Consider the following 24,841-nt stretch of genomic DNA (forward strand, 5'->3'; position numbering starts at 1 on the left):
GTGATGGCTTAGTTACTGGCGGTTTTCATCGGCTGGTCAGGCTTTTTGTCATTTCCGGCGATGAACGGGCTCCACGGCTGGGCGCGCACCGGCGCGTCGGTTTGCCAGACCACGTTAAACTGACCGTTACCCTCGATTTCCCCAATCATGACCGGCTTGTGCAGGTGGTGGTTGGTGGCATCCATGGTGAGCGTAAACCCAGACGGCGCTTTAAAGGACTGGCCCGCCATCGCGGCACGCACTTTATCCACGTCGGTGGTGCCTGCTTTTTCGACGGCCTGCGCCCACATGTGAATGCCCACATAGGTGGCTTCCATCGGATCGTTGGTTACGACGGTATCGGCATTCGGCAGCCTGTGCGCTTTGGCGTAGGCTTTGTAATCCGCCACGAAGGTCTGGTTGGTTGGGTTATCCACGGATTCGAAGTAGTTCCACGCCGCCAGGTTCCCCACCAGCGGTTTGGTGTCGATCCCACGCAGTTCCTCTTCACCGACAGAGAACGCCACCACCGGAACATCGGTAGCCTTCAGCCCCTGGTTAGCCAGCTCTTTATAGAATGGAACGTTGGAATCGCCGTTGATGGTCGACACCACCGCCGTTTTACCGCCTGCGGAGAATTTCTTAATGTTGGCTACGATGGTCTGGTAATCGCTGTGACCAAACGGGGTGTAAACCTCTTCAATGTCTTTATCCTCAACGCCTTTTGAATGCAGGAAGGCGCGCAGGATCTTGTTGGTGGTGCGCGGATACACGTAGTCCGTGCCCAGCAGGAAGAAGCGCTTCGCCGCGCCGCCGTCTTCGCTCATCAGGTACTCCACCGCCGGGATCGCCTGCTGGTTCGGCGCGGCGCCGGTATAGAAGACGTTCGGCGACATCTCTTCACCTTCGTACTGAACCGGGTAGAACAGCAGGCCGTTCAGCTCCTCAAACACCGGCAGCACGGATTTTCGCGACACCGACGTCCAGCAGCCGAACACCACCGCCACCTTATCCTGGCTGATGAGCTGACGGGCTTTCTCGGCAAACAGCGGCCAGTTCGACGCCGGGTCAACCACCACCGGCTCCAGCTTCTTGCCCAGCACGCCGCCTTTGGCGTTGATCTCATCAATCGTCATCAGGGCAACGTCTTTCAGGGGCGTCTCGGAGATCGCCATCGTGCCGGACAGCGAGTGCATAATCCCCACTTTGATGGTATCGGCAGCCTGCACGCCAAAACTCATTCCCATCGCGACCACGGAGGCCGACAGTGCAAAAGCTTTTAACAAGGTACGACGGTGCATATTTTCACTCCTGAAAAGAAAGCTGTGCGAAAGCGTCCGATACCGCAGGGACGCAGATAAACAGTGTGTCAGCTTCAGGAGAGCAAAAAGGATGCCAGAATGGAGAGAGCGGAATGGCGGGAGATGACGCGCGGGTTGTAAAGAGAACGACTCAGAATGAATCAGCGCTGCACTTTTATAATGCAGCGCTGGAGGAGGCTTACCAGACTTCGCTGGCGATCTGCGTCACCAGACGCACTTTATCCCACTGCTGGGATTCGCTCAGGCTGTTGCCCTCTTCTGTCGAGGCAAAGCCGCACTGCGGGCTAAGGCAGATTTGTTCCTTCGCCACGTATTTCGCCGCTTCTTCCAGACGCGCCTTCACCCCTTCCGGGTTTTCCAGCTCGCCGTTCTTGGTAGTGATAAGGCCCAGCACCACCTGCTGCTTGCCCGGACGCACGAAACGCAATGGCGCAAAGTCGCCGCTACGGTCGTTGTCGTATTCGAGGAAGAACGCGTCAACGTTGACCGTCCCGAAAAGCACCTCGGCCACTGGCTCATAGCCGCCTTCGGAAATCCAGGTCGAACGGAAGTTACCGCGACAGACGTGCAGCCCGATGGTCAGATCGTCAGGCTTGCCTTCGAGCGCTTTATTCAGCACGCGGGCATAGATCCGCGCCAGTTCATCGGCATCATCGCCGCGCTCGCGGATCTGACGGCGCTGGTCGTCCGAGCAGAGATAGGCCCAGACGGTATCGTCCAGCTGCAGATAGCGGCAGCCCGCGTCGTAAAACGCGCGGATGGCATCGCGCCAGGTGGTCGCCAGATCGTCAAAATAATCAGCCAGATCGGGATAAACCGTAGCGTCGATATCTTTACGTCCCCCGCGGAAATGCAGCACGCTCGGGCTTGGAATGGTCATCTTCGGCTGCGCGTTGCCGCTAATGCTTTTCAGGTAGCGGAAATCGTCCAGCATCGGGTGCTCGCCAAAGCCCAGCTTGCCCGTCACGCGAACGCCGTGGGCCTTGGTCTGCACGCCGTTGAACTGAATGCCCTGCTGCGAATCATAGCGCTCCACGCCCTGCAGGCCGTCGAAGAAATCAAAATGCCACCAGGCGCGGCGAAACTCGCCGTCAGTGACGACGTGTAGCCCGCAAGCGCACTGCTGTTCGACAACATGGCGGATGGCCTCATCTTCTACCGCACGAAGCTGCCCGGCATCAATCTCACCGTTGGCAAATTTCTGGCGAGCCTGCTTGATGGCATCCGGGCGTAAAAAACTGCCAACTACGTCGGCGCGGTACGGGGCGTGTTGTCGCTGCATGGAAATCTCCTCTGTCTGTCGGCAATGGTTGCCAACAGTGATAATTCATCATTTGAATTTTTAGACTTCTGGATGTCTAAATGTCCAAAAAAGATGTCATATCTGCCGCATTCCGGCAAACGAGAAAATTTCACCTGTGTTGAAAAAAATTCATCTTCACAGCGAAACGGGCGATGCCTCATGAGCAAACGTGAAGCCTTCGTCTTCCCACCCGGTAATCCCCCCGAGCATGATTTTGACCGGCAGCCCAAGGCGTGCGAGCTTAAGCGCAGCCCTGTCTGCGCCGTTACAGTGAGGCCCGGCGCAGTACACGACAAACAGCGTGCCTGCAGGCCACTGCGCCATGCGTTCTGCGGAGATCTGGCTCCAGGGCAAGTGCAGCGCGCCGGGGACGTGGCGACGGGCAAACTGCTCTGCTTTACCCACCACGTGCAGCAAAACAAAGTCCTGTTCATTGTTAGCAATGGCATGATGCACGTCAGCACAGTCGGTCTCGACGCTCAGGCGATGCAGAAAATGGGCAACGGCTTCCTGCGGTTCTGCCGCCGGGATTTCAGTAACATAGCTCATGATCCTTCCTCATCTTGGGTGTTTGTGTTAACACTACTCTATCCATAAATTCAGCCAGTGAATGCGTCCGCGTATGCCAGAAAACAGCAAAAAGATGACAAACTTAAGACAGGTTTCTCCTCCCAGAGTCGTCGTTCTGGCCTATGACGGTTTGTGTACCTTTGAGTTTGGTGTGGCCGTGGAAATCTTCGGCCTGCCGCGCCCGGAAATGGGCGAGAGCTGGTATCGGTTTGCGGTTGCAGGCGTGGATGAAGGCGAGTTACGGGCCACGGGGGGCATCCGTATTCTGGCCGATGGCGATCTGAGCCTGCTTGAGCGTGCAGATTTAATCCTCGTGCCGGGCTGGCGCGGTATTGACGCCGCCGTACCTGACGCGCTTTGTGATGCCTTACGCCGGGCCAGCGCGCGCGGGTGCCAGCTGTTGTCCATCTGTTCAGGGGTCTTTGTACTTGCCGCTACCGGACTGCTTGACAGGCGCAAAGCCACCACGCACTGGCGCTACATTGAGGCGCTTAAAACCCGTTATCCGGCCATCGACGTGGTTGAAGATGTCCTGTATCAGGACGAAGGCGATATTCTGACCTCTGCGGGGAGCGCTGCGGGAATCGATTTGTGCCTGCACGTGGTGCGTCGGGATTACGGCATGGAAGCGGCAAACCGCGTGGCGCGGCGTCTGGTCATTCCGCCGCATCGGGACGGTTCGCAAACCCAGCAGTTGAGCCGTCCGGTTGCCCAGCTGCGGGAAAGCCAGCGTCTGGGCCAGCTGTTTGATTTCCTGCACCAGCATCTGGCTCTGGCGCACACCGTGGACTCCCTGGCGCGTCGGGTTGGCATGAGTCAGCGCACCTTTCTGCGGCGCTTTCAGGACGCCACCGGGACCACGCCTACGCGCTGGCTGCTGAATGAACGCCTGCTGCGCGCCAAAGATTATCTTGAAAACAGTAAATTAAGCATCGACAGCATCGCTGAACAGACCGGGTTTGGCCAGGCCGCTACCCTGAGGCACCATTTCCGGCAGCATTACGCCCTTTCCCCTGCGCGGTATCGCAAACAGTTCGCCCGCACGGGCTGAATATGGGCAAAAAAAAACCGCCATTAGCTGGCGGTAAATGCTTGCATGGATAGATTTGTATTTTGGTATCTACGTTCCCGACATTCCATGCCGGGCTGCGGATCCCATACAACCTAACACCATCAGACTCAACGAAAGGTAAACAGACCGCTTAACCTGCCTGGGTATTTATTTGCAGGTAACGCATCAGTCCCTGCTCCGCGCTCTGTTTAGCGTCATCATTAATCGCTTCAAGATAAAAAGAGCGTGATACGCCATAGGGCGCCTTTTCGGAAGGATATACGGCAAACTGGAATGACTTCCCTTTTGCCTGATTGGTGCAATCTAATTCCCAGCGCTGCTCGCTCTTTTGGCTGCTAATACACGCCACACGGCCGTAATCGCTGGTTAAATAGGAGCCCACACGGGATTCTGCCGACTGGATATATTCCGGGGCGCCAGTGCGGGTATAGCCTATCCCTGCAACTGCACCAACAGAAACCACCACGAGCGCAATAGGTAATATTTTTTTCATTTAATCAGACTCATTCCTTAGCCAGAGGAATACCATTATATAGGATTATTCTACTTTTTGGTGAGCCGGATACATATCAAATTTGGCAGGGGTAATGTAATTCAGCATATTCCTAAAATAGGCATGGATGACCTCTTATTGGTTACGGGATATTACCAGATCGCCGCTTCACTACAGTTATTGACAAACTCTTTTCGCTACTTTGTCTTTTTGAATAATAACACCACGAAATTATTGCCATGATAGCCACGACAGAATCTGCTGCGGTGAAATAATGTTAAGAAAAGGTTTATCGATAATATTACTGACGTGCGCATTATTCTCCGGTCAACTGATGGCCGGGCACAAAGGACATGAATTTCTGTATGTGAAGAGCGTGGAGCATCAGCTTCGGCATGAAGCCGACAGCGATGAGTTGCGTACCGCAGCGGAGGAGTCAGCGGAAGGCTTGCGCGAGCACCACCAGTGGCAGAAATCGCGCAAACCAGACACCCATTTTCGCTAGTTAGCTGCCTTTACGCTTAGGCAGGGTCTTCATCAGTTCATCAGGGCTGACTGACGCCACGACGCTGCCGGGCTGCGGCATCTTAAAAATGTGATTTTTCATTTTACCGATGACGTGCATTTCACACGGGCGGCAGTCGAATTTAAGGGTCAATACCTCGTCGCCGTTCACCAGCTGCATTGGCGTTGCTTTCCAGCTCTTGATATTCCCCTTCGCCTGTTTCGGGCAGAGGTTAAACGCAAAGCGCAGACAATGTTTAGTGATCATCACCGGCACGTCGCCCTTCTCTTCATGCGCTTCATAGGCCGCGTCGATCAGCTGCACGCCGTGGCGGTGATAAAATTCACGCGCTTTGTGGTTGTAGACGTTCGCCAGGAAGGACAAGTGCGTATCCGGATAGACCGGCGCGGGCACCGCTTCGGCTTTACGGCTACCGCGCGGGTAGTTCGCCAGACGTGCTTCATCCAGCATGTCGGCCGTTTCACGGCGGAACTGGTTGAGCAGACTGTTGGGGACAAACAGCGCGTCCGGGAGATTCACGTCGATGTTACGGGCGTAATACATCGTCTGCCCCAGTTTCGCCACCCCGTCCTTCAGGCTATTCAGCGCTTTTTCCGCGTTGTTTGCCACCTCGAACAGGCCATCGAGCGTATGCGTCACGCTGATGCCGTCTTCGCAGGTCATGGTCAGGATCAGCTGTTCTTCCCAGCCACCAAGCGCAATATCTACCGCAATGCGACGCTCGCTGGAGGTTTTCAGCAGCGCCTGCTGCCAGTTATGGTCAAGGTTACGGTTCAGCGCCGCGTTCGGGCGCGCTTTGTAGAGATCCGCTGGCATCTCGTTTGGCCAGACGCGATAGCGATTTTCGCCGGTTTTTTCCACGGTATTGGCGCGGAAGCCCACGACTTCACGCTTGATCATCACGTTCAGGCCGTCACCGTTCGCCAGCGGCTCCGTCACTTCCACGTCCAGGTGATCTTTCGCCACTTTCAGCACTTCGCCAACCGGTAAACCGATAAACTTCGGTGAGTCGAACGCGCCGATATCCCCTTTACGGGCATTCACGAAATAGTCAGTGCTGCCGCGGTGGAAGGTTTTATCCGTCGACGGAATAAAGAAATGCTCGGTGCGGCCGGCCGACGCGCGCGCCAGGTCACCGCGATCCTCAATAATGGCGTCCAGCATCTGGCGATAGTGCGCGGTGATGTTCTTCACGTAGCTCATGTCTTTATAGCGCCCTTCAATCTTGAAGGAGCGCACCCCCGCGTCAATCAGCGCGCCAAGGTTAGCGGTCTGATCGTTATCCTTCATGGACAGCAGGTGTTTTTCGAAGGCCACCACGCGCCCCTGATCGTCTTTCAGGGTGTACGGCAAACGGCAGGCCTGCGAGCAATCGCCGCGGTTGGCGCTGCGGCCGGTCTGCGCGTGAGAAATATTGCACTGGCCGGAATACGCGACGCACAGCGCACCGTGAATAAAGAACTCGATGGTCGCGTCCGTAGCCTGGTGAATATCGCGGATTTGGTTCAGGTTCAGCTCGCGCGCCAGTACGATCTGCGAGAAACCGACGTCAGAGAGGAATTTCGCTTTTTCTACCGTGCGGATGTCGCACTGGGTACTGGCATGCAGTTCAATGGGCGGAATATCCAGCTCAAGAACGCCCATGTCCTGAACAATCAGGGCATCCACGCCGGTCTGGTAGAGATCGGTAATCAGACGCTGCGCAGGCTCCAGTTCATCATCATGAAGGATCGTGTTCAGGGTCACGAACACTTTCGCCCCAAAACGGTGGGCGAACGGCACCAGCTCGGCAATATCGCTCAGGCTGTTGCTGGCGTTATGGCGGGCACCGAAGCCAGGGCCACCAATGTAGACGGCATCGGCACCGTGAAGGATCGCTTCACGGGCAATGGCGGCGTCGCGGGCCGGGCTTAAAAGTTCAAGATGATGGGATTGCAGGCGCATACTTCGTCGTTATCCGTTATGGTCAAAATGGCGGCTATTGTAGTCAGAAGTATGCGTCAGCGAAACAGTTTTGCGTAGCCTCAGCGGGGATAATGAATAAGGGAGTGAAAATGCACCGTCCGGGCGCTGCTGTTGCGATAGGCGTGCGGTTTATCCCCCGCAAAACGCACTCCGGCGTCAGCATGGATCGTGCGCCACTCGCCGTCGATGTTCATCTCCAGTTCGCCGCTGATCACCACCACATGTTCAATGACGCCCGCTTCATGCGGCGTGGATTCGCTCAGCGCGCCGGGCGCGAGGGTAATCGAAAAATGGTCAAACCTCAGCGTTTCATCCCACGGGAATAACGGTTTCACAACCATCGCCTGCTGCTGGGGATCAAACACGGCTTGCCCGTCCGCCTCTGGTGCGATGAAGGCAGAAAAGGGTACGTTCAGCCCGGTGGCGATTTTCCACAGCGTCGACACCGTCGGGCTGGATTCATTGCGCTCAATTTGGCCCAGCATGGCCTTTGACACGCCCGTCTCTTCTGCCAGCTTCGACAGGCTCCAGCCGCGCGCCTGGCGCTCGGTTTTCAGGGTATGAGCAAGATGTTGTGTAATTTCCATGGTCCCTCCAGATACCCACACAGCATACCACTTGTACGCTATAACGCACAGTGTTACCTTATGCCGGACGCTATAACGCACAACGGAGTTTTTTTATGCGCCCTTCAACTCTTCTCTTTCCTGCCGTCCTTGCCGGGTTTGTTGCCGTACTGGTGGGGTATGCCAGCTCGGCAGCCATCATCTGGCAGGCCGCAGCGGCGGCGGGCGCAAATGCGCACCAGGTTGCGGGCTGGATGACCGCGCTGGGTATTGGGATGGGCATCAGCACCCTTGCGTTATCGTGGTGGTACAAAGCCCCGGTACTCACCGCCTGGTCAACGCCCGGCGCGGCGCTGTTAGCCACCAGCCTCAACGGCGTGACGCTTGCCGAAACCATCGGCATTTTTATCTTTGCCAACGCGCTCATTTTACTGTGTGGCGTGACCGGCCTATTTGCCCGCCTGATGAAGCTCATCCCGCATTCCCTTGCCGCCGCGATGCTGGCAGGCGTGCTGCTGCGGTTTGGCCTGCAGGCGTTCAGCAATCTCGACGGGCATTTTCTGTTGTGCGGGAGCATGCTTGCGGCCTGGCTGATGGCCAAAGTCCTTGCGCCCCGGTACGCCATTGTCGCCACACTGCTGGTGGGTAGCGCAGTAGCATGGGCGGGAGGTGACGTTGTCACACGCGATATCGCCCTTTCTGTCGTTATGCCGCAATTTATCGCACCGGCGTTTACCTTCACCAGCCTGCTGAGCATCGGCGTGCCCTTCTTCCTGGTCACCATGGCCTCGCAAAACGCGCCGGGGTTCGCCACGATGAAAGCGTCGGGCTATCCGCTGGCGGCCTCACCGCTGATTATCGTGACGGGCGGGCTGGCGCTGCTGTTATCTCCCTTCGGCGTGTTCTCCATCTGTATCGCCGCCATTACCGCCGCCATTTGCCAGAGCCCTGATGCCCATCCTGATGCGGGTAAACGCTGGCTTGCCGCCGCAGCTGCGGGCGCGTTTTATCTCATGGCGGGCATTTTTGGCGGATCGATCGCAGGGTTAATGGCCGCATTACCGCTCAGTTGGATCCAGACGCTTGCCGGTCTGGCGCTGCTCGGCACCATCAGCGGGAGTTTGTATCAGGCATTGAATCTCGAGGCGGAACGCGACGCGGCGATCGTCACCTTTCTGATGACCGCCAGCGGGGCAACAATCCTGGGGATTGGCTCTGCTTTCTGGGGGCTGGTGCTGGGTGGCCTCTGTTACGCCGTGTTTTCACGCCGTCGCCGCGCGTAGCTGTGACGGGGTTATCCCCATTATGCTGCGAAAACGGTTGCTGAAGTGGCTGGCGGAGTTAAACCCGCAGGCGAGTGCGATATCCGTAAGCGGCGTGTTGGTATGCTGCACCAGCGCTTTGGCTCTCTCCATACGGCGCTGCATAACGTACTGATGCGGAGCCAGCCCCATCGACTGACGAAACATTCTGGCAAAGTGATACTCGCTCAGCGCAGCCTGATCGGCCAGATCGGCCAGCGTCAGCGGCTGGGAGAGATGCTCTTCGATAAATGCCAGCACGTTTCGCAGCACAAACGGCGACAGCCCGCCGGTGACGACCGGCAGCTTCCACTGCACGCTGGCGTAATTCTGGAGCAGATGCGTCAGTAAAAGCGTAGAGGCGGTACTGAGGGCGAGCTGATTCGCTTTTTGCTGCCAGTCGCAGCCAAGCAAAAACTGGCGATAAAGCGCGGTTATTTTCGGATCGCTGCCGAAGATTTTCTCATCCAGAGTCAGCGACAGCGGGCGTTTATCCCAGATTTTTTCGCCAACGTCGCGCAGATGTTCATCGGTACAGTACAGATGAACAAACGACAGGTCATCGCGGATATCCCACGTCGATTCGCTCTCTTTCGGCATCAGGCAGAAACGGTCCGGACCGCCGCCATTCTTCCAGCCGCCCGGCGTTTTTTGGTAGCTTTCGTAGCCATCGGCCACGTACAGGCTGAGGGTATGGTGATTGCTTTTTACGGTAATCGTATCGTGCTTGTTGTACCACGCCGCCAGTTGAATACCGGAATTGAGCGCGACCGTTTCCCGGAGCACTGCATTCTGTTGGCGTAGCGTTTCAAAGGTATCGTAAGCGTGAGGCATAGCCGTGAACGGATGGTTGATCAGACCCTCAGTCTAAGAAGTGTTGTCGCGCGATGCCAGCCTTCGCGCAACAAAAAAGCGCAAGAATTTGCAAGTCCAGCGCAAGGGGATGAAAGCAGCCCGGCGCCAGACGGGTCAGACTGTGCTTTTCGCGGTATGAGAAGAGAGAAACAATGAACGCATTGCTCTATGGACTGGTGGTCGTGATATGGGGAACGACCTGGATTGCAATTTTTCTGCAGCAGGGACCTGTCCCGGCCCCGGTGTCGATTTTCTGGCGCTTTGCCGTGGCCACCGCCACGATAATGATCGTCTTACTTGCCCTACGCCGTTTGCGCAAGATGGCCCTGCGGGATCACCTCTTTTGCCTGCTGCAGGGATGCTGCGTTTTCTGCTTCAATTTCTGGTGCTTTTACGCCGCCGCCGCGCACATCAATACCGGCCTGGAGTCGGTGATTTTCTCCATGGCGGTGCTGTATAACGCCATTAACAGCTTTATTTTCTTCGGACAGCGCCCGCCCGCTCGCTTCTGGGCAGCCGCCGCGCTGGGCCTGGTCGGGATCATCACCCTCTTCTGGGACGATCTGCTGGCAAGCGGCTGGAGCGCCTCTTTACTAACGGGCATTGGCCTGTCTGCACTGGGCACATACGGATTCTCACTGGGTAATATGATCAGCATGCGCCACCAGCGTAACGGTCTGGAGACCATGACCACCAACGCCTGGGCGATGCTCTACGGTACGCTGGTGATGGGCGGTATTGCACTCGCCAGAGGGGACAATTTTATGCCGGAGTGGACGGTAAGCTACATCGGTGCGTTGCTCTATCTGGCCCTGTTTGGCTCGGTGATTGCCTTTGGCGCCTACTTTACGCTGGTCGGACGCATCGGTCCGGGTAAAGCCGCCTACAGCACCCTGCTGTTCCCGCTGGTTGCGCTCTCTATTTCGACGATCTACGAAGGATACGTGTGGCACGTGAATGGGATTGTTGGGCTATTGCTGATTTTGGGCGGAAATATGGTGATGTTTACGAAGCCAGAAACCTGGTACAGACGACTGAGAACGGCATAAAAAAAGGCCTGCATCGCTGCAGGCCCTGATTCATTATTTCGCTGTTTTATGCACATCAAACATGGTGGCATCTGTCGCCATGTCATCCACAACTTGCTTCAGCGTTGCGAAGCCCATTGGCGTATTTTCGTTAGCCAACTCTTTCCCTTCGCCTTTACGCACCACTTTCATGACGGTTTTGTTCGTTGCCGCGTCAATCAATTCACCTTCGAAGAACAGATGCGTATCCATTGTGCGGTGACCGGTAGCCATCTGCGTACCCGCTACGACCAGCGCGACAGGCACCACTTCATAGAACTGCAGTCCTTCTTTCTGCGAGCTCACGCCGGTGATGGCCCCGCGGAAAATCAGGCTGTGTTTACCTGGAGTCGACACAACGGGCTTACGCTGACCAATTGCCGTTTTCATTTTGGTATTGGTATAGGCCAGAAGCTCATCAAGCGTTTTTTGACCAATCTGAGTGGTCGGTTTTGGCGCCGGATAATAGGTTATCGGCGTCCAGAGAATACTGTCGTAATTGGCTTCGTTATAGGAAGGATCAACCCAACGCAGCGTTGGTTTCCCCGTCGCTGACGTCGTTTGCTGCAAGCCTGAATAATCTTTTAAAAAGCCTGAATATTGTTCGGGAGCGGCAACTTTCGATGCACAGCCCGCCAACGCCAACAGACCAGAAAGCACTGCAACTTTAAAAAAAGTGTGAGTACGCATGATGGTATTCCATGTTATCTGCAAGTATGCACTTGAAGTTATAGCAAAAGATGAAGGGATTTGTTGTGGCAAAAAATGATGCAGGCAGCACAAATTGCAAAAAGACTGCCCGAACGCGGTCCGGGCAGGACAAAATTACGGCTTAATATCTACCTGCCAGAACAGATGCTTACCAAACGGGTCGATTTCGTAGCCAGTCACTTCCTTACGTACCGGTTCAAATATGGTGGAGTGCGCAATCATGACGGCTGGCATCTGGTCATGCATCATCTGCTGCGCCTCTTTGTACAAGGCAATACGTTTATTCTGATCGGTTATCGATTTTGCTTCGGCAATAATTTTATCAAAGGGTTTATAGCACCATTTGGCCGAGTTCGACCCGCCGTTGGCTGACGTACAGGTAAAGAGCGGGCCAAAGAAGTTATCCGGGTCGCCCGTGGCTGTTGTCCAGCCCATCAGCGCAGCCTGATGCTCGCCCCCTTTCACACGCTTGAGGTATTCCCCCCACTCATAGGTGACGATTTTGGCCTGCACGCCAACCTTCGCCCAGTCGGCCTGAATCATCTCGGCCATGCGTTTCGCATTCGGATTGTAGGGACGCTGCACCGGCATCGCCCACAGGTCGATGCTGACGCCGTTGGCAAAACCGGCCTCTTTCAGCAGCGCTTTCGCCTTTTCAGGATCGTAATCGTAATCCTTAAGCTCGCTGTCTGCGCTCCAGACGCCCGGCGGCAGCAGGTTTTTCGCCGCAGTGCCCGTACCGTGGAATACCGCGTCAATAATGGCAGGTTTATTGATCGCCATCGCCAGCGCCTGACGGACCTTCACATTATCCAGCGGCGGCTTTTGCGTATTAAATGCCAGAAAACCGGTATTCAGCCCCGCCTTGCTCATCAGCGTGATGTCTTTGTTCGCCTTCATGCGCGGCAGATCGGCCGGGTTCGGAAACGGCATCACCTGACATTCATTTTTTTCGATTTTCGCAAAACGCACGGACGCATCCAGCGTGATGGTGAAGACCAGGCGGTCCAGCTTCGATTTACCCTGCCAGTATTCCGGGAACGCCGTGAATAAAATGCGGGAATCTTTCTGATACTGCGCCAGCTTAAACGGCCCGGTGCCGATGGGCTCCATATCCACCTTCTCCGGCGTGCCCGCTTTCAGCATCGCGTCGGCATACTCCGCTGAAAGGATTGAGGCAAAATACCAGGCCAGATCGGCGACAAACGGCGCTTCCGGGTGAGCCAGGGTAAAGCGCACGGTGTGGTCATCGACTTTATCAATGGCGGTTATCAGGCTACCGAACTCCAGGCTTTCGAAGTTGGAGTAGCTGCCGTTAGAGACGTTGTGGTAGGGATGATTCACGTCTTTTTGCCGCATAAACGAGAAGATCACGTCATCGGCGTTAAAGTCGCGGGTCGGCATGAAGGATTTATTGCTCTGGAACTTAACGCCTTTACGCAGATGGAAGGTATAAACCTTGCCGTCGTCGCTCACCTCCCAGCGCTCCGCCAGGCTCGGCACCAGCTCCGTTGTGCCGGGTTTGAAATCAACCAGACGGTTATAGACCGGCACGGCGCTGGCGTCCACGCTGGTTCCCGAGGTGTATAATTGAGGATTAAAGTTTTCCGGCGATCCTTCGGAACAATACACCAGCGTTTTCGCGGCAACGGCGGAACTGACCGTGAGTGCCGCGAGCGCCAGCGCTATAGTTGTGAGTTTGCTTTTCATCATTTATTCCTGTCTTTTTAATTCGACGGCTAATTAATTCTTTTGCCATTTCATAAATAACATTAAAGTGATGTGGCAAACACCTGATAAATAAATAAGGAATAAATCACTATGGGCTCGCCGCTTTCCAGACAATTAACGCACCGTTTTTTCCGCTATCTCGCGATCACCAGCCAGAGCGACCCTAAAGTCAAAACCCTGCCCTCAACGCCGGGCCAGCACGACATGGCGCGGGAGCTTGCGCAGGAGCTGGCACAGCTAGGGTTAGACGATATTGTGATTGATGAATTCGCCACGGTAACGGCGGTAAAAAAAGGCAACGTGCCCGGTGCGCCGCGCATCGGCTTTATTACCCATATCGATACCGTGGACGTGGGACTGTCACCGGATATTCATCCACAAATATTAACCTTTACCGGTGAAGATCTCTGTCTGAATAAAGAGAATGACATCTGGCTGCGGGTTAAAGAGCATCCGGAAATTCTGGCTTATCCGAATGAGGAGATTATTTTCAGCGACGGTACCAGCGTATTGGGCGCGGATAATAAATCGGCGGTCACGGTGGTCATGACGGTGCTGGAAAACCTGTCGGCAGAGCATCGGCATGGCGATATCGTCGTGGCGTTTGTGCCTGACGAAGAGATCGGCCTGAACGGCGCCAAAGCGCTGGATCTTAAGCGCTTCGACGTCGACTTTGCCTGGACCATCGACTGCTGCGAGCTGGGTGAAATTGTCTACGAGAATTTTAACGCGGCAGCGGCGGAGATCCGTTTTACCGGCGTGACGGCGCACCCGATGTCCGCGAAAGGCGTGCTGGTGAATCCCCTGCTGATGGCGACTGACTACATCAGCCATTTTGACCGCCAGCAAACGCCCGAATGCACCGAGGGACGTGAAGGCTATATCTGGTTTAACGGCATTCAGGCCGGACAGAACGAGGCCGTTCTTAAGGCCAATATCCGCGACTTTGACAAGGAGCGCTTTGCCGCGCGCAAGCAGCAGATTGCCGACGTGGCCGCGCTGATTGCCGCCCAATATCCGACGGCCAGCGTGGACTATCGCATTGAAGATACCTACAGCAATATCAGCAATGCGATTGGCGAAGACCGACGCGCCATCGATCTGATGTTCGAGGCGATGGAATCGCTCGGCATCACGCCAAAACCAACGCCAATGCGCGGCGGTACAGACGGCGCGGCGCTCTCGGCAAAAGGACTGCTTACCCCGAACTTCTTCACCGGCGCGCATAACTTCCACTCGAAGTTCGAGTTTTTACCGCTGTCGTCGTTCGAGGCGTCGTACAACACTGCCCTGCAGATCTGCCTGCTGGCCGCCCGCTAAGCGGGCTTGCGTGCCAGCATGGTGGCAAAGCGCAGCTTGATGCGGTTGCCGTTTTCGTCGGTGCGGTGCAGTTCGCCCACCTCTTCGTTGTATTTGAGCAACGCCCAGCCTTCATAGTAGTTGCTCAACTCACCGGCTTTAAACGCAAACGGGAAGCCGACGGTGCACGGGTAATCTGCCGTATCCATGGCGGCCACGATGAGGTTGTAGCCGCCCGGCTTCGTGCAGCGCTGCATATTGGCGATAAGACCAGGGATGGTGTTCGCTTCCAGGAACATCAGCACTACGGTTGAGAGGATAAAATCATACTCACCGTCAAAGCTCAGGTTGTTTAGATCTTTGATCGCGGTCTGCAGCGTCGTAATCCCTTCTGCCGCTTTGATGCGCTCGATGTTGTCAATGCTCATCGGGTTTTTATCCCAGGCGGTGACATCGTAGCCGTTGGCCGCCAGGTAAAGGCTGTTGCGGCCGTTGCCGCAGCCCAGGTCCAGCGTTTTACCCGGTTTAACGATCTCCGCGCTGTACAGCACCTCTGAATGGGTACGGGTTAAGCCATATTTCTCTGTGAAGTAATTCTCATCGACGGTCATTATTCTTCCTGAACCTGCGTAAGTTGAAAGTGTATTTTGAATGCCATTTTAAGGCGTTTCTCCTCAGGTTGCCAACCGTTCGAAAACCGAAAAATTTGCTACGTTTAGTTAAGACGCTTATCAGAGACCTAAAAATGAACAAATACCGCCTTAGCGACGAGACCCGCCTCTGGCAGTGGAAAAACGGCGAGACAACCCACTCAGCCACGCTGCGGCAGATTATCGCCACGGCGGATTTTAACGACGTGACGGCCGGCACGACAGGCGGCTGGATTGACGACGAGAGCGCCCTCGCGCAGGACGGGGACTGCTGGATCTACGACGAGAACAGCGTGGTATTTGCGGGCGCGACAATATCGGATAACGCTCGTCTTACCCAGCCTTGCGTCGTGAGCCACCGTGCCTGCGTCGGCGGTAACAGCTGGCTGGACAATGCACAGGTGAGCCATGAGGCAAAAATAAGTGACAACGTCACTATTCAGCAATCTACCGTACGCGGCGAATGCCATATTTACGGTGATGCCCGCGTGATCCACAACAGCATAGTGATTGCCGCGAAAGGCTTAACGCCCGACCAGGAACAGATCCTCAAAATTTATGACCGGGCCACGGTGAGCGAGTCGCGCATTGTGCATCAGGCGCAAATCTACGGCGATGCGCTGGTCAGCTATGCCTTTATTGAACACCGTGCTGAAGTCTTCGACAGGGCCATCCTGGAGGGGAACGATCTCAATAACGTCTGGGTCTGTGACTGCGCTAAAGTGTACGGCAACGCGCGCCTCATTGCGGGCTTTGATGACGACGCTATCCCCACCGTGCGCTACAGCTCCCAGGTGGCGGAAAACGCGGTGGTGGAGGGAAACTGCGTCATCAAGCACCACGTCCTGATTGGCGGTCAGGCCTGGCTGCGCGGCGGGCCGATCATGCTGGATGATAAAGTGGTGATCCAGGGGCGCGCGCGAATAAGCGGTGATGTGCTCATCGAACATCGGGTTGAAATCACCGACGACGCGGTCATTGAAGCGTTTGCCGGCGAGAGCATTCACCTGCGCGGCGAAAAAGTGATTAACGGCGACCAGCGCATCACCCGCACCCCGCTGCTGGGGGCGTTATAGGGTAGAGATCTTGCCGTAAATGTTCACATCGTCAAAGCGGCCATTCAGGTATTCCGCTTCCCGCAGGCACCCTTCCAGCGTAAAACCGTTGCGCACGGCAACGCCGTTGCTGTGCTGATTCGCCACCCGGCACTTGATCACAAAACGGCGGATCTCACCGCGTTCGACGTAGTAGCGCATGAACGCCTGCAGTGACTGAGAGAGAATGCCCTGCCCCTGGTGGTCTTCATCCAGCCAGTAGCCGATGTAGCCGGTTTTGTTGGTCGGTTCAATCGTGTTGAACGACAGCACGCCAACCAGCGCATCATCCCTGAAGATCAGAAACATTTTGGCGTAACCGCGCTGGTGCAGCATCTGGTTGCTCTGCACGTTGCGACGGGTATCCTCTTCGCTGCCCACGTGCTGCGCCCAGTCAAAGGCGGTTTGCAGGAAGATTTTGTTTTTGATGACGAGGTTGTGCAGGTCGGCGGTGTAACGCTCTTCGACGGAGCGCAGTTCAATGTGTTGTGAAACGGGAATGATTTCAGATGTCATGGTGCCTCGTCATCGCCCGGTGGCGCTGCGCTTACCGGGCCTACAGTATCGAAACGTAGGCCGGGTAAAGCGAAGCCGCCACCCGGCACAACCCCACAAACGTTAACGCATTATCCGGTCGTCAACGTAGTTACGCTTATCCGGCGCCGGCGGGAAATACTGATACAGCCAGGTTTCGCTGATAGCGTCGCCCTGGCAGCGCAGGAACAGGCGCATATCCACCGGTTCCGTCGAATCCGAGGTCGGGTACCAGTCAAACAGTATGCGATAGCCGTCAAACGGCTCGACGTAGAGGATCTCAACCTGCTTCGCTTCACCGCTGGAGAGCGTGATCACCGGCTCAATGCCTTTTGGCGCAGCGGCCTTCAGGTCGCCGCCGACGAAGTCGATGGCAAAGCGACGGGCCCACACTTTCGGGTAGTTTTCGCCCGGCGCCCAGCCTTCCGGGAAGCCGCCCATACCGGTACGGGTGGCGAAGACGTTCGCCAGCGGAGAACGCACCGGCGGCTGCGCGCTCCAGTAAAGGCGGTATTTGAAGTCCAGCTCGTCCCCCGCTTCCACCGGCTTCTCAGGCTGCCAGAAGCAGACCACGTTATCCAGCGTTTCGCCGGTCGTCGGGATCTCCATCAGCCCTACCGCGCCTTTCCCCCAGTTGTTTCGCGGCTCCACCCACAGGCTTGGACGTTTGTTATACCAGCCCATCACGTCCTGATAGTGAGAGAAATCGCGGTCAAGCTGCAGCAGGCCAAAGCCCTTCGGGTTCTTATCCATGTAGGCATTGAACTGCAGCTTCTGCGGGTTATTCAGCGGACGACAAATCCACTCCCCGTTGCCGCGCCACATCGCCAGTCGGTCAGAGTCGTGGATTTGCGGGTGAATGGTGTCGCACATGCGGCGTTCGTTGTTGCCGCAGCTGAACATGCTGGTCATCGGCGCGATGCCCAACTGCTTGATGTCTTTACGCGCATAGAGATGGTTTTCCACCTCCATAATCACCTGACTCTTTTCGCAGTGGATCACGAACTTATAGGCACCGGTGATGCTTGGGCTATCCAGCAGCGTGTAAACGGTAAAGGTGGTATCGCCCGGCTTAACGGTTTCAAACCAGAAGGAGGTGAAATCCGGGAACTCTTCCGGCGTGTCGGTGAAGGTATCCACCGCCAGACCGCGTGCGGAAAGGCCGTACTGATAGGTGTCATCCACCGCGCGGAAGTAGCTCGCACCGAGGAACGAGACGATGTCGCGACGCGCCAGCTCGGGGGCTTTAAAGGCGCGGAAGCCTGCAAAACCGAGATCGCTCTGGCCTTCAAGCTGTTTGGTATCCACACCCGTGTCGCCGTAGCTGAACAGTTCAGGGCGGAAGTGGATCTCACGCGCCTGAGAGGTTGTTTGATCCAGCGAGAACATACGCACGCGGCGGCGGAAACCCATCCCCATATGGAAGAACTGCACGTCCAGCTGACGGCCTTCGATGTTATTCCACAGAGACTGTTTTTCGTCGTAGCGGATGGCGTTATACGCCTGCGGCGTCATGGTTGCCAGCGTCTCCGGCAGCGGACGCGGCGCGCCACCCCACGGGGTTTTCGCCAGGTCATGCGCCATGGATTGCAGTACGGAGAAGTCGAAACGACGGCTCTGGCCGTCTGCAATGTCAGAGTCAGCCGCGTAAGCCGCTTTGGAAAACAGGGAAGCAAGGCCAGATGTGCCGCTCAGGGCAGCCATTGCAAGCGAGCCTTTTAGAAAACGTCTGCGATTCATGCCTGGAAAAACGTCCTTATGGTCGTGTGAATGTGTTTCGCGCGCGGCGAAATGACGGCAAGAAAGAACGCACAGCCTAAACAAAAATGGTTAAGAATCCAATTGTTGGCCGGTGATTATATGAACAAAGTGAGAAATATTTTCTGTCGACCAGAACGGCCCGAAAGTGGTGTAAAGAAAGCCTGGAAAATGTGTAGAAAAATGCCCCGGCGCGACATCACTCACCGGGGCTAACGAGGCGGTTATTTTACGCTGACATCGATACCCGGGAAGTACTTATCAGCGAGTTTAGCGATCGTGCCGTCGGCACGTACTTTATCAATCGCGGCATCAAGCTGCTTTTTGGTGGCCTCGTCACCTTTGCGCAACCCAAAACCGATCCCACTGCCGAGGATAGTGTCGTCAGACACCGGTTTGCCGATAAAGCCAAACCCTTTACCCTGCGGCTTGCTGAGGAAACCTGCCTGCCCGGCCGCGGACATCACCAGCGAGGCGTCGATACGGCCATTTAGCAGATCGCCCCACGCCATATTCTGATCTTTATAAGACACCACGGTGACACCATGTTTTTCCCAGTGCTCTTTGGCATAGGTTTCCTGAATGGACCCCTGCAGTACGCCAATGGTTTTCCCCTTCAGCCCTTCAGCCGTCGTGTCTACTGCCGTACCGGCTTTGCCGACCAGCTGCGACGGAATGCGGTAAATCGCCTGGGTAAAATCAATGCTTTTGCGGCGCTGCTCGGTGATGTTCATCGCCGAGTTAATGGCATCGAATTTTTTCGCCACCAGGCCCGGGATCAACGCATCAAATGAGGTTTCAACCCAGCTGCACTTCAGCGCTGCCGCTTTGCAGATAGCGTTGCCCAGCTCAACGTCGAACCCTTCCAGTTCGCCTGCCGCATTTCGGCTTTCAAACGGCGGATATTCCGCCTCAAGGCCGTAACGTAACTCGGTGGCAGCGAAGGAAGAAAACGTACACAGCAATCCCATGCCGACTATTAACGCGCGTAATTTCATCTCACACTCCTCAGCGTGGTTTAACCCGACACAGGGCTTGGGCACCTGCCCGTAACGTCGCCTCATCTTTGGCAAAAGAGAGACGAATCAATTTATTATCCGTGCCGTCCGCGTAAAACGCCGACAGCGGAATGGTGGCCACGCCACACTCGACGATCAGCCGTTTGACCATCTCGCTGTCGCGCTCGTCGCTGAAATGGCTGTAGTCCGCCAGCAGGAAGAACGATCCGGCACTTGGCAGCAGTCGGAACGGTGATTCCGCCAGCAAACTTTGCAGCAGGTCGCGCTTGCGTTGATAGAATGCAGAGAGCGACAGCCAGGTTTGCGGATCGACCATGTGTTCAGCAAACGCGTGCTGCATTGGCGTATCGGCAGAAAACATTAAAAATTGATGGACTTTACAAATCTCGTCCATCAGCACCGCCGGGGCAACACAGTAACCCACTCGCCAGCCGGTGACGTGATAGGTTTTTCCGAACGATGAGATAATCACGCTGCGCTCCGCCAGCTGCGGATGCGTCGCCATGCCGTGGTGCGGCTCGCCGTCAAAAACGACGTGCTCGTACACTTCGTCAGACAAAATAATGATGTCGGTATTACGGGTCACCGCCACCAGCTGTTGCAGATCGTTCGCTGAGAAGACCTGACCACTCGGATTATGCGGCGTGTTGATGATGATCATACGCGTGCGCGGCGTAATCGCGGCGCGAACCTCGTCCCAGTTAACGGCAAAATCCGGAACGGTCAGCTTAATGGCAACGGGTGTCGCCCCCTGCAACCGCACTATCGGCGCGTAGCTGTCAAATGACGGTTCGAAGTAAATCACCTCATCGCCAGGATGGACCAGCCCGCTAATGGCCGAGTAGAGCCCTTCACTGGCGCTGGCGGTCACCAGCACTTCGCTGCCGGGGTCATACCGGGTGCCGTAAAGCGTGGCAATCTTTTCCGCAATGCGTTCTTTCAGGGCGCTCAGGCCCGTCATTGCCGCGTACTGGTTATGCCCCGCCTCCATGGCGCGGGTGACACCGGCGATAAGCTTTGGGTCGCAGGAAAAATTGGGCGCGCCCTGAGAAAGGTTGATGGCGTTATGCTGTGCAGAAAGCTGCCCGATAACGGTAAAAATCGTGGTCCCCACGTCAGGCAATTTTGAACGGGTTTGCACCGGTGTCTGTAAAGTCATCCTCTGTCCCTTCTCATGGTTGTTGCATAACTATTCAAACAACATCTCCGCTGTCGGGACAATCGAATTGTTGTCATAATAGTCATGAGAAAAATGCATAGCTGAGGTGTAGTATGTCGCGCCGTTCATTCCCGCTTAATGCCATCGACGCCTTTTTGATCACTGCGCGTCATCTGAACCTTACCCATGCGGCGCAGGAGCTTTGCCTGACGCAGGGTGCCGTGAGCCGCAAAATTGCCTCACTCGAAGCGTGGTTTGGCTTTCCCCTGTTCGAACGCCATGCGCGCGGGCTGCGGCTCTCTCCTCAGGGCAGTGCCCTGCTTCCTGAAATGCAATCGGCCTTTACGCAGTTATTGAACGTCGCGGATCGGGCGCGGGCGCACCAGACCGTCATTCGCCTGAAAGCGCCGACCTGCGCCATGCGCTGGCTAATTCCCCGGCTGCTGGACGTGGAGCGCGAACAGCCGGATCTGCAAATTGCGTTGACCACCACGACCGATCACAACGTCAATTTCAAAACCGAGTCTTACGATGCCGCCATTGTTTTCGGCACCCACATGAGCGCGGGCGATTTGCTGTTTGAAGAAGCGCTGACGCCGGTGCTTAGCCCGCTCCGGGCAGGCGCAGCGCTGGGCGCTTTGACCTTTCTTCATCCGACAAGAGATAAAACCGACTGGTCATTGTGGCTGGCGAAACAGGAAAGCCCGGCGTTTGTTATGCACAAAAATCAACACTTCGACACTATGGATCTCGCCATCACTGCCGCCATTCAGGGACTCGGCGTCGCCATAGCCGACGAAACGCTGGTGGCGGAAGATATTCGCGCAGGAAGGCTGATGCGGCCTTATGAGACAAGCATAAAAACTGGCGCGAGCTACCGGCTTGTGCTGCGCGAAACGCCAGGCGAGGAAAATGGCCTGGCGGCGTTTCGCGCCTGCTTGCTTAATCGAGGCTGACGTGGTGCTTCATCACCCGTTTGAACAGACTCATGCGGGCGCGCATAAAGCGGTTTTCAAGCCTGAAACCTGCATGTTTATTCACTCCAATACGCAACAATACGTCGCGCCCTTTGCGACAGGCGAGCCAGTACACCGGGCCGGATAAGCCGTCCTGCGCCCCGGCCTCGCGCGCGAAGCTCACCCAGTAATCCGCGACCTGGGCAGCAAACTGCAGATCGCGTTCGTTCACGTACTGACGCGAAGGTTCCACCTGGCCCAGGGTATCGAATACGTAAGGCACTTCATTGCCGTGCCAGGCACCGTTGATATAGGTGCCATGTTCCGCTTCCGCGACATAATCAAACCAGTAGCGCCAGCACAGCCCGCCCACACGCTGTTGAGCCTGCATCGCCACATAGCCCATCGTGGTAAAGGCCATATCGCGGCACACCTGCCTGCCCAGCTCTTCATCCCCCTTCACGCCCGGATAGAGCAGCTTAATCAGCCCCAGGCCAAAGCGTCGTTCCTGGCGAAGCTTCTGAATCTGCCCGGCAAGATCCACGCCAAACACCGCCATCACGCTGGCTTCATCGCTGTTCGACCCAATCATTAGCGGAACGGGATGCTGTCGCGCGGCAAAGAACACATCCAGCATCGCTTCCGGCAGGACGCAATCCCCGACGACGGGCGCAGGCGCAACGTTCAGCGGCGACGTGAGCGGCCAGAAGGCCTCAGGCGGCAGCGCGCGCAGCTGCCCGGCGGTGGCGTTCTCCAGCCCAAAATGGGCGGCTATCGCTTCCCCTTTTTGCAGAGCTTTCTCGCGCGGCGTATCCGGTAAGGTGTACCCGCTTTGCACGATCGCTTTATGGAACAATCCTTCCGCCAGCGGCGATGCCATCAGCGACAACACGCTGCGCGCGCCCGCAGATTCACCAAACAGCGTCACGCAGTTCGGATCCCCGCCAAACGCGGCAATGTTATCCCGCACCCACTCCAGCGCGGCGATCTGGTCAAGTAGCGCAAAGTTATGCACCACGCGGCTTTCTTCACCTTCCAGCGCCGGATGCGCGAAAAAGCCGAGATGACCCAGACGGTAGTTGATCGTCACAACCACCACGCCGCGCGACGCCAGCGCTTTACCGTCGTATGGCGGCAGGCTACCGGCACCAATCGTGTACCCGCCGCCGTGCAGCCAGACCATGACCGGAAGCGGCCCGGCGCGATCGACGGGAGACCAGACGTTAAGATAGAGACAATCTTCCGAGAACTGGCCGGGATCGCCGCCGCCCAGCTCCTTGCAGTACTCAATGTTTTGCCAGCTTGAGGGCGAAAACGTCGTTGCCTGCCGTTCGCCCTCCCAGCTTTCCGGAGGACGCGGAGAGCGCCAGCGCCAGTCGCCCACCGGCGGTGCAGCGTAGGGGATCCCACACCACACATGAATATTGTTGTCCGTGAAACCAGCCAGTGCGCCCTGGCGCGTTTCAACCACAGGGGCGGAGGGTTTTTGCATAACCACCTTCTTTTTCCATCACACCCCTGCAGAGTAACGATTTCAGAGCAAACCGCAACGCTGTTTGCTGCGCGCTTCCGCCTCCTGATAGAGCGTGAATTCGTCATACACCGTACAGCCCAGCGCCGCTTCAAAGGCCTCGCGGCTGGCATTTCCCTGACTACGCGCCTGCGTTTCATTTCCGAGGTTGGACTGGAAAATACCCGCCGCGCTAACCGGCAGAAAATCTTCATACGTTATAGGTTGAGCAACCACCCAGCCGCGTTCGATCAGCGGCTGCGGATCGTCTCCCGGTCGAAACGCGTGCCGATGCGCTTCACCCGCTGGCGTCAGGCGATAGCGGAAATAGGCCAGCTCCTGACGGCGCAGGAACATTTCGCTGTCCGGAAATGCGCTAAACACCTCGCGCAGATGCAGCTGGTGCGTAAGGTTATCTTTACCGGTACCGGCCTGGCTTAACAGACTGTCGTACAGCTCCCGACCTTTCGGCGTCAGCGCAACGCCACGCTGTTCAATTTCACCGAAGCGTGCGGTATGCGTTCCCTTATGTTCCCCGGCGAAAAGAACCGGTTCTTCCAGCGCCTTAAAGCTGGTCTGACGCAGCAGGATCGGCACCTCACGGCGCGGCGGCCCTTCAATCAGGATTTTTGGCTCAATGCCGTACTTCGGCATCAGCTCCTGCACCCGGTCGATATCCAGCGTGCGTGGGGTCAGATGGTTGATGTGGCAGCCGGGGAAGCACACCACGTCGGCAATCAGCTTATGTTCTTTGCTCAGCGCCAGATAGGTTTCCTGGTCGACCGTTGCATGGCTATGCCAGCGGAATGTTTCCAGCGCTTCCTGAACAAACTCGCGCGCCTGCGTTTCAGTGAATGCGCCTTCTGACTCATGCAGGTCGATCAGTTCCAGGCAACGCGGCGTGAATATGTTCCGCTGGGCGAGGATCCCGACGGCACGCTCGCGCAGCCCGACATTTTCAATCAGCTCCAGGCGCAGCAGCGAGGTAAAAATCCGAAACGGATTACGACACAGCGCCGCATCGTCCACCGGGCGGAACGCCGTGGAATGAACAGGCACCGCCGCCTGCGAGAGATCGTAATAGCTGACCGGATACATTCCCATAATGGCGAACATGCGGCGCAGGGTGGACAGTTCCCGCGCGGTGCCGACGCGAATTGCGCCGTGACGTTCAACATTCAGGCGCGCGAGTTCATCCGCGTTCGCCAGCTGTTCATGTAAGAGTGGATTATTTTCAAGAACCGCCAGGTTAACGTCCGCCACCAGTTCCAGTAAGGTGCCGTACTGCGGAACTTCCTGCTGGTACATCGCCGACATAGCCTGCGAAAAGTGTTCCCGAATATCATCAGCCGTGATGGTGTTCGCCATGATGTCATGCCTCCAGTGAATATTACCTGGAGT

At 56.4% G+C, this 24,841-nt stretch carries 23 protein-coding genes; 7 read left to right on the plus strand and 16 right to left on the minus strand.

From position 1 onward, the window contains the following. Positions 1-8: 8 nt before the first annotated feature. From urtA to KK102_RS01675, 3 genes are all read right to left on the minus strand, one after another. The gene (urtA, locus tag KK102_RS01665; protein ID WP_126544654.1) at positions 9-1,280 is read right to left on the minus strand and encodes an urea ABC transporter substrate-binding protein; all 1,272 of its coding nucleotides are present in this window, start codon (positions 1,278-1,280) and stop codon (positions 9-11) included. 199 nt (positions 1,281-1,479) lie between these two features. Beyond that, positions 1,480-2,583 carry a cobalamin-independent methionine synthase II family protein gene (locus KK102_RS01670; protein ID WP_126544653.1) on the minus strand — a complete coding sequence of 368 codons (1,104 nt, stop codon included), beginning with the start codon at positions 2,581-2,583 and terminating at the stop codon, positions 1,480-1,482. 156 nt (positions 2,584-2,739) lie between these two features. Further along, positions 2,740-3,153: a rhodanese-like domain-containing protein gene (locus KK102_RS01675; RefSeq protein WP_126544652.1), complete on the minus strand. Its 414-nt coding sequence runs from the start codon at positions 3,151-3,153 to the stop codon at positions 2,740-2,742. Positions 3,154-3,226: 73 nt separating this feature from the next. On the opposite strand from KK102_RS01675, the gene ftrA reads away from it, so the two are divergent. Further along, entirely contained in the window at positions 3,227-4,225 is a 999-nt protein-coding gene (gene ftrA, locus KK102_RS01680) for a transcriptional regulator FtrA (protein ID WP_120158350.1), read from the plus strand. Positions 4,226-4,376: 151 nt separating this feature from the next. Here ftrA and KK102_RS01685 read toward each other — a convergent pair whose 3' ends face one another. Further along, positions 4,377-4,739 (minus strand): hypothetical protein, encoded by a 363-nt coding sequence (locus KK102_RS01685; RefSeq protein WP_010431056.1) that lies wholly within the window; start codon positions 4,737-4,739, stop codon positions 4,377-4,379. Positions 4,740-5,013: 274 nt separating this feature from the next. On the opposite strand from KK102_RS01685, the gene KK102_RS01690 reads away from it, so the two are divergent. Continuing rightward, positions 5,014-5,244, plus strand: coding sequence for a DUF2554 family protein (locus tag KK102_RS01690; RefSeq protein ID WP_100166684.1), 231 nt, complete (start codon positions 5,014-5,016; stop codon positions 5,242-5,244). Here the strand turns inward: KK102_RS01690 and KK102_RS01695 are convergent, their stop codons facing one another. Next, entirely contained in the window at positions 5,245-7,209 is a 1,965-nt protein-coding gene (locus tag KK102_RS01695; protein WP_126544649.1) for a peptidase U32 family protein, read from the minus strand. Between the two features lie 80 nt (positions 7,210-7,289). Next, the gene (locus KK102_RS01700; protein ID WP_100166686.1) at positions 7,290-7,817 is read right to left on the minus strand and encodes a helix-turn-helix domain-containing protein; all 528 of its coding nucleotides are present in this window, start codon (positions 7,815-7,817) and stop codon (positions 7,290-7,292) included. A gap of 95 nt (positions 7,818-7,912) precedes the next feature. Between KK102_RS01700 and KK102_RS01705 the strand changes: the two genes are divergently transcribed. Beyond that, positions 7,913-9,079, plus strand: coding sequence for a benzoate/H(+) symporter BenE family transporter (locus tag KK102_RS01705; protein ID WP_216356798.1), 1,167 nt, complete (start codon positions 7,913-7,915; stop codon positions 9,077-9,079). Here the strand turns inward: KK102_RS01705 and KK102_RS01710 are convergent. Further along, the gene (locus KK102_RS01710; RefSeq protein WP_126544646.1) at positions 9,059-9,931 is read right to left on the minus strand and encodes an AraC family transcriptional regulator; all 873 of its coding nucleotides are present in this window, start codon (positions 9,929-9,931) and stop codon (positions 9,059-9,061) included. The two genes, KK102_RS01705 and KK102_RS01710, sit on opposite strands and share 21 nt — an antisense overlap. Positions 9,932-10,104: 173 nt before the next feature. Between KK102_RS01710 and KK102_RS01715 the strand changes: the two genes are divergently transcribed. After that, positions 10,105-11,001 (plus strand): DMT family transporter, encoded by an 897-nt coding sequence (locus KK102_RS01715; protein WP_126544645.1) that lies wholly within the window; start codon positions 10,105-10,107, stop codon positions 10,999-11,001. Positions 11,002-11,034: 33 nt separating this feature from the next. Here the strand turns inward: KK102_RS01715 and KK102_RS01720 are convergent, their stop codons facing one another. Next, positions 11,035-11,709, minus strand: a complete 675-nt coding sequence (locus KK102_RS01720; protein WP_010431033.1) for a DUF3313 domain-containing protein — start codon at positions 11,707-11,709, stop codon at positions 11,035-11,037. A gap of 135 nt (positions 11,710-11,844) precedes the next feature. Beyond that, complete coding sequence (locus tag KK102_RS01725; protein ID WP_216356799.1) at positions 11,845-13,440, minus strand: ABC transporter substrate-binding protein; 1,596 nt, start codon at positions 13,438-13,440, stop codon at positions 11,845-11,847. A 111-nt stretch (positions 13,441-13,551) separates the two neighbouring features. Here KK102_RS01725 and pepT point away from each other — a divergent pair, with 111 nt between their 5' ends. Further along, positions 13,552-14,781 (plus strand): peptidase T, encoded by a 1,230-nt coding sequence (gene pepT / locus KK102_RS01730; RefSeq protein ID WP_216356800.1) that lies wholly within the window; start codon positions 13,552-13,554, stop codon positions 14,779-14,781. Here the strand turns inward: pepT and tehB are convergent. Then, complete coding sequence (gene tehB / locus KK102_RS01735) at positions 14,778-15,371, minus strand: tellurite resistance methyltransferase TehB (RefSeq protein WP_126544643.1); 594 nt, start codon at positions 15,369-15,371, stop codon at positions 14,778-14,780. The genes pepT and tehB overlap by 4 nt on opposite strands. A gap of 134 nt (positions 15,372-15,505) precedes the next feature. On the opposite strand from tehB, the gene ydcK reads away from it, so the two are divergent. Further along, positions 15,506-16,486 carry a YdcK family protein gene (gene ydcK, locus KK102_RS01740; protein WP_216356801.1) on the plus strand — a complete coding sequence of 327 codons (981 nt, stop codon included), beginning with the start codon at positions 15,506-15,508 and terminating at the stop codon, positions 16,484-16,486. Here the strand turns inward: ydcK and rimL are convergent. From rimL to KK102_RS01760, 4 genes are all read right to left on the minus strand, one after another. Then, on the minus strand, positions 16,481-17,020 hold the full coding sequence (rimL, locus tag KK102_RS01745) for a 50S ribosomal protein L7/L12-serine acetyltransferase (RefSeq protein WP_216356802.1): 540 nt from the start codon (positions 17,018-17,020) through the stop codon (positions 16,481-16,483). The two genes, ydcK and rimL, sit on opposite strands and share 6 nt — an antisense overlap. A 102-nt stretch (positions 17,021-17,122) precedes the next feature. Beyond that, complete coding sequence (locus KK102_RS01750) at positions 17,123-18,778, minus strand: glucan biosynthesis protein D (protein WP_108417505.1); 1,656 nt, start codon at positions 18,776-18,778, stop codon at positions 17,123-17,125. A 242-nt stretch (positions 18,779-19,020) separates the two neighbouring features. After that, the gene (locus KK102_RS01755) at positions 19,021-19,794 is read right to left on the minus strand and encodes a transporter substrate-binding domain-containing protein (protein ID WP_216356803.1); all 774 of its coding nucleotides are present in this window, start codon (positions 19,792-19,794) and stop codon (positions 19,021-19,023) included. A gap of 10 nt (positions 19,795-19,804) precedes the next feature. Further along, positions 19,805-20,974 carry a pyridoxal phosphate-dependent aminotransferase gene (locus KK102_RS01760; protein WP_216356804.1) on the minus strand — a complete coding sequence of 390 codons (1,170 nt, stop codon included), beginning with the start codon at positions 20,972-20,974 and terminating at the stop codon, positions 19,805-19,807. 113 nt (positions 20,975-21,087) lie between these two features. Between KK102_RS01760 and KK102_RS01765 the strand changes: the two genes are divergently transcribed. Next, on the plus strand, positions 21,088-21,930 hold the full coding sequence (locus KK102_RS01765; protein WP_216356805.1) for a LysR family transcriptional regulator: 843 nt from the start codon (positions 21,088-21,090) through the stop codon (positions 21,928-21,930). Here KK102_RS01765 and KK102_RS01770 read toward each other — a convergent pair. Both KK102_RS01770 and hglS read right to left on the minus strand, forming a co-directional pair. Next, on the minus strand, positions 21,917-23,422 hold the full coding sequence (locus tag KK102_RS01770; RefSeq protein WP_216356806.1) for a carboxylesterase/lipase family protein: 1,506 nt from the start codon (positions 23,420-23,422) through the stop codon (positions 21,917-21,919). The genes KK102_RS01765 and KK102_RS01770 overlap by 14 nt on opposite strands. 42 nt (positions 23,423-23,464) lie before the next feature. Beyond that, positions 23,465-24,808, minus strand: a complete 1,344-nt coding sequence (gene hglS, locus KK102_RS01775) for a 2-oxoadipate dioxygenase/decarboxylase HglS (RefSeq protein ID WP_216356807.1) — start codon at positions 24,806-24,808, stop codon at positions 23,465-23,467. Positions 24,809-24,841 lie beyond the last annotated feature (33 nt).

Origin of the sequence: Enterobacter quasimori (genome assembly GCF_018597345.1) — a bacterium.
Taxonomy (GTDB): Bacteria; Pseudomonadota; Gammaproteobacteria; order Enterobacterales; family Enterobacteriaceae; genus Enterobacter; species Enterobacter mori.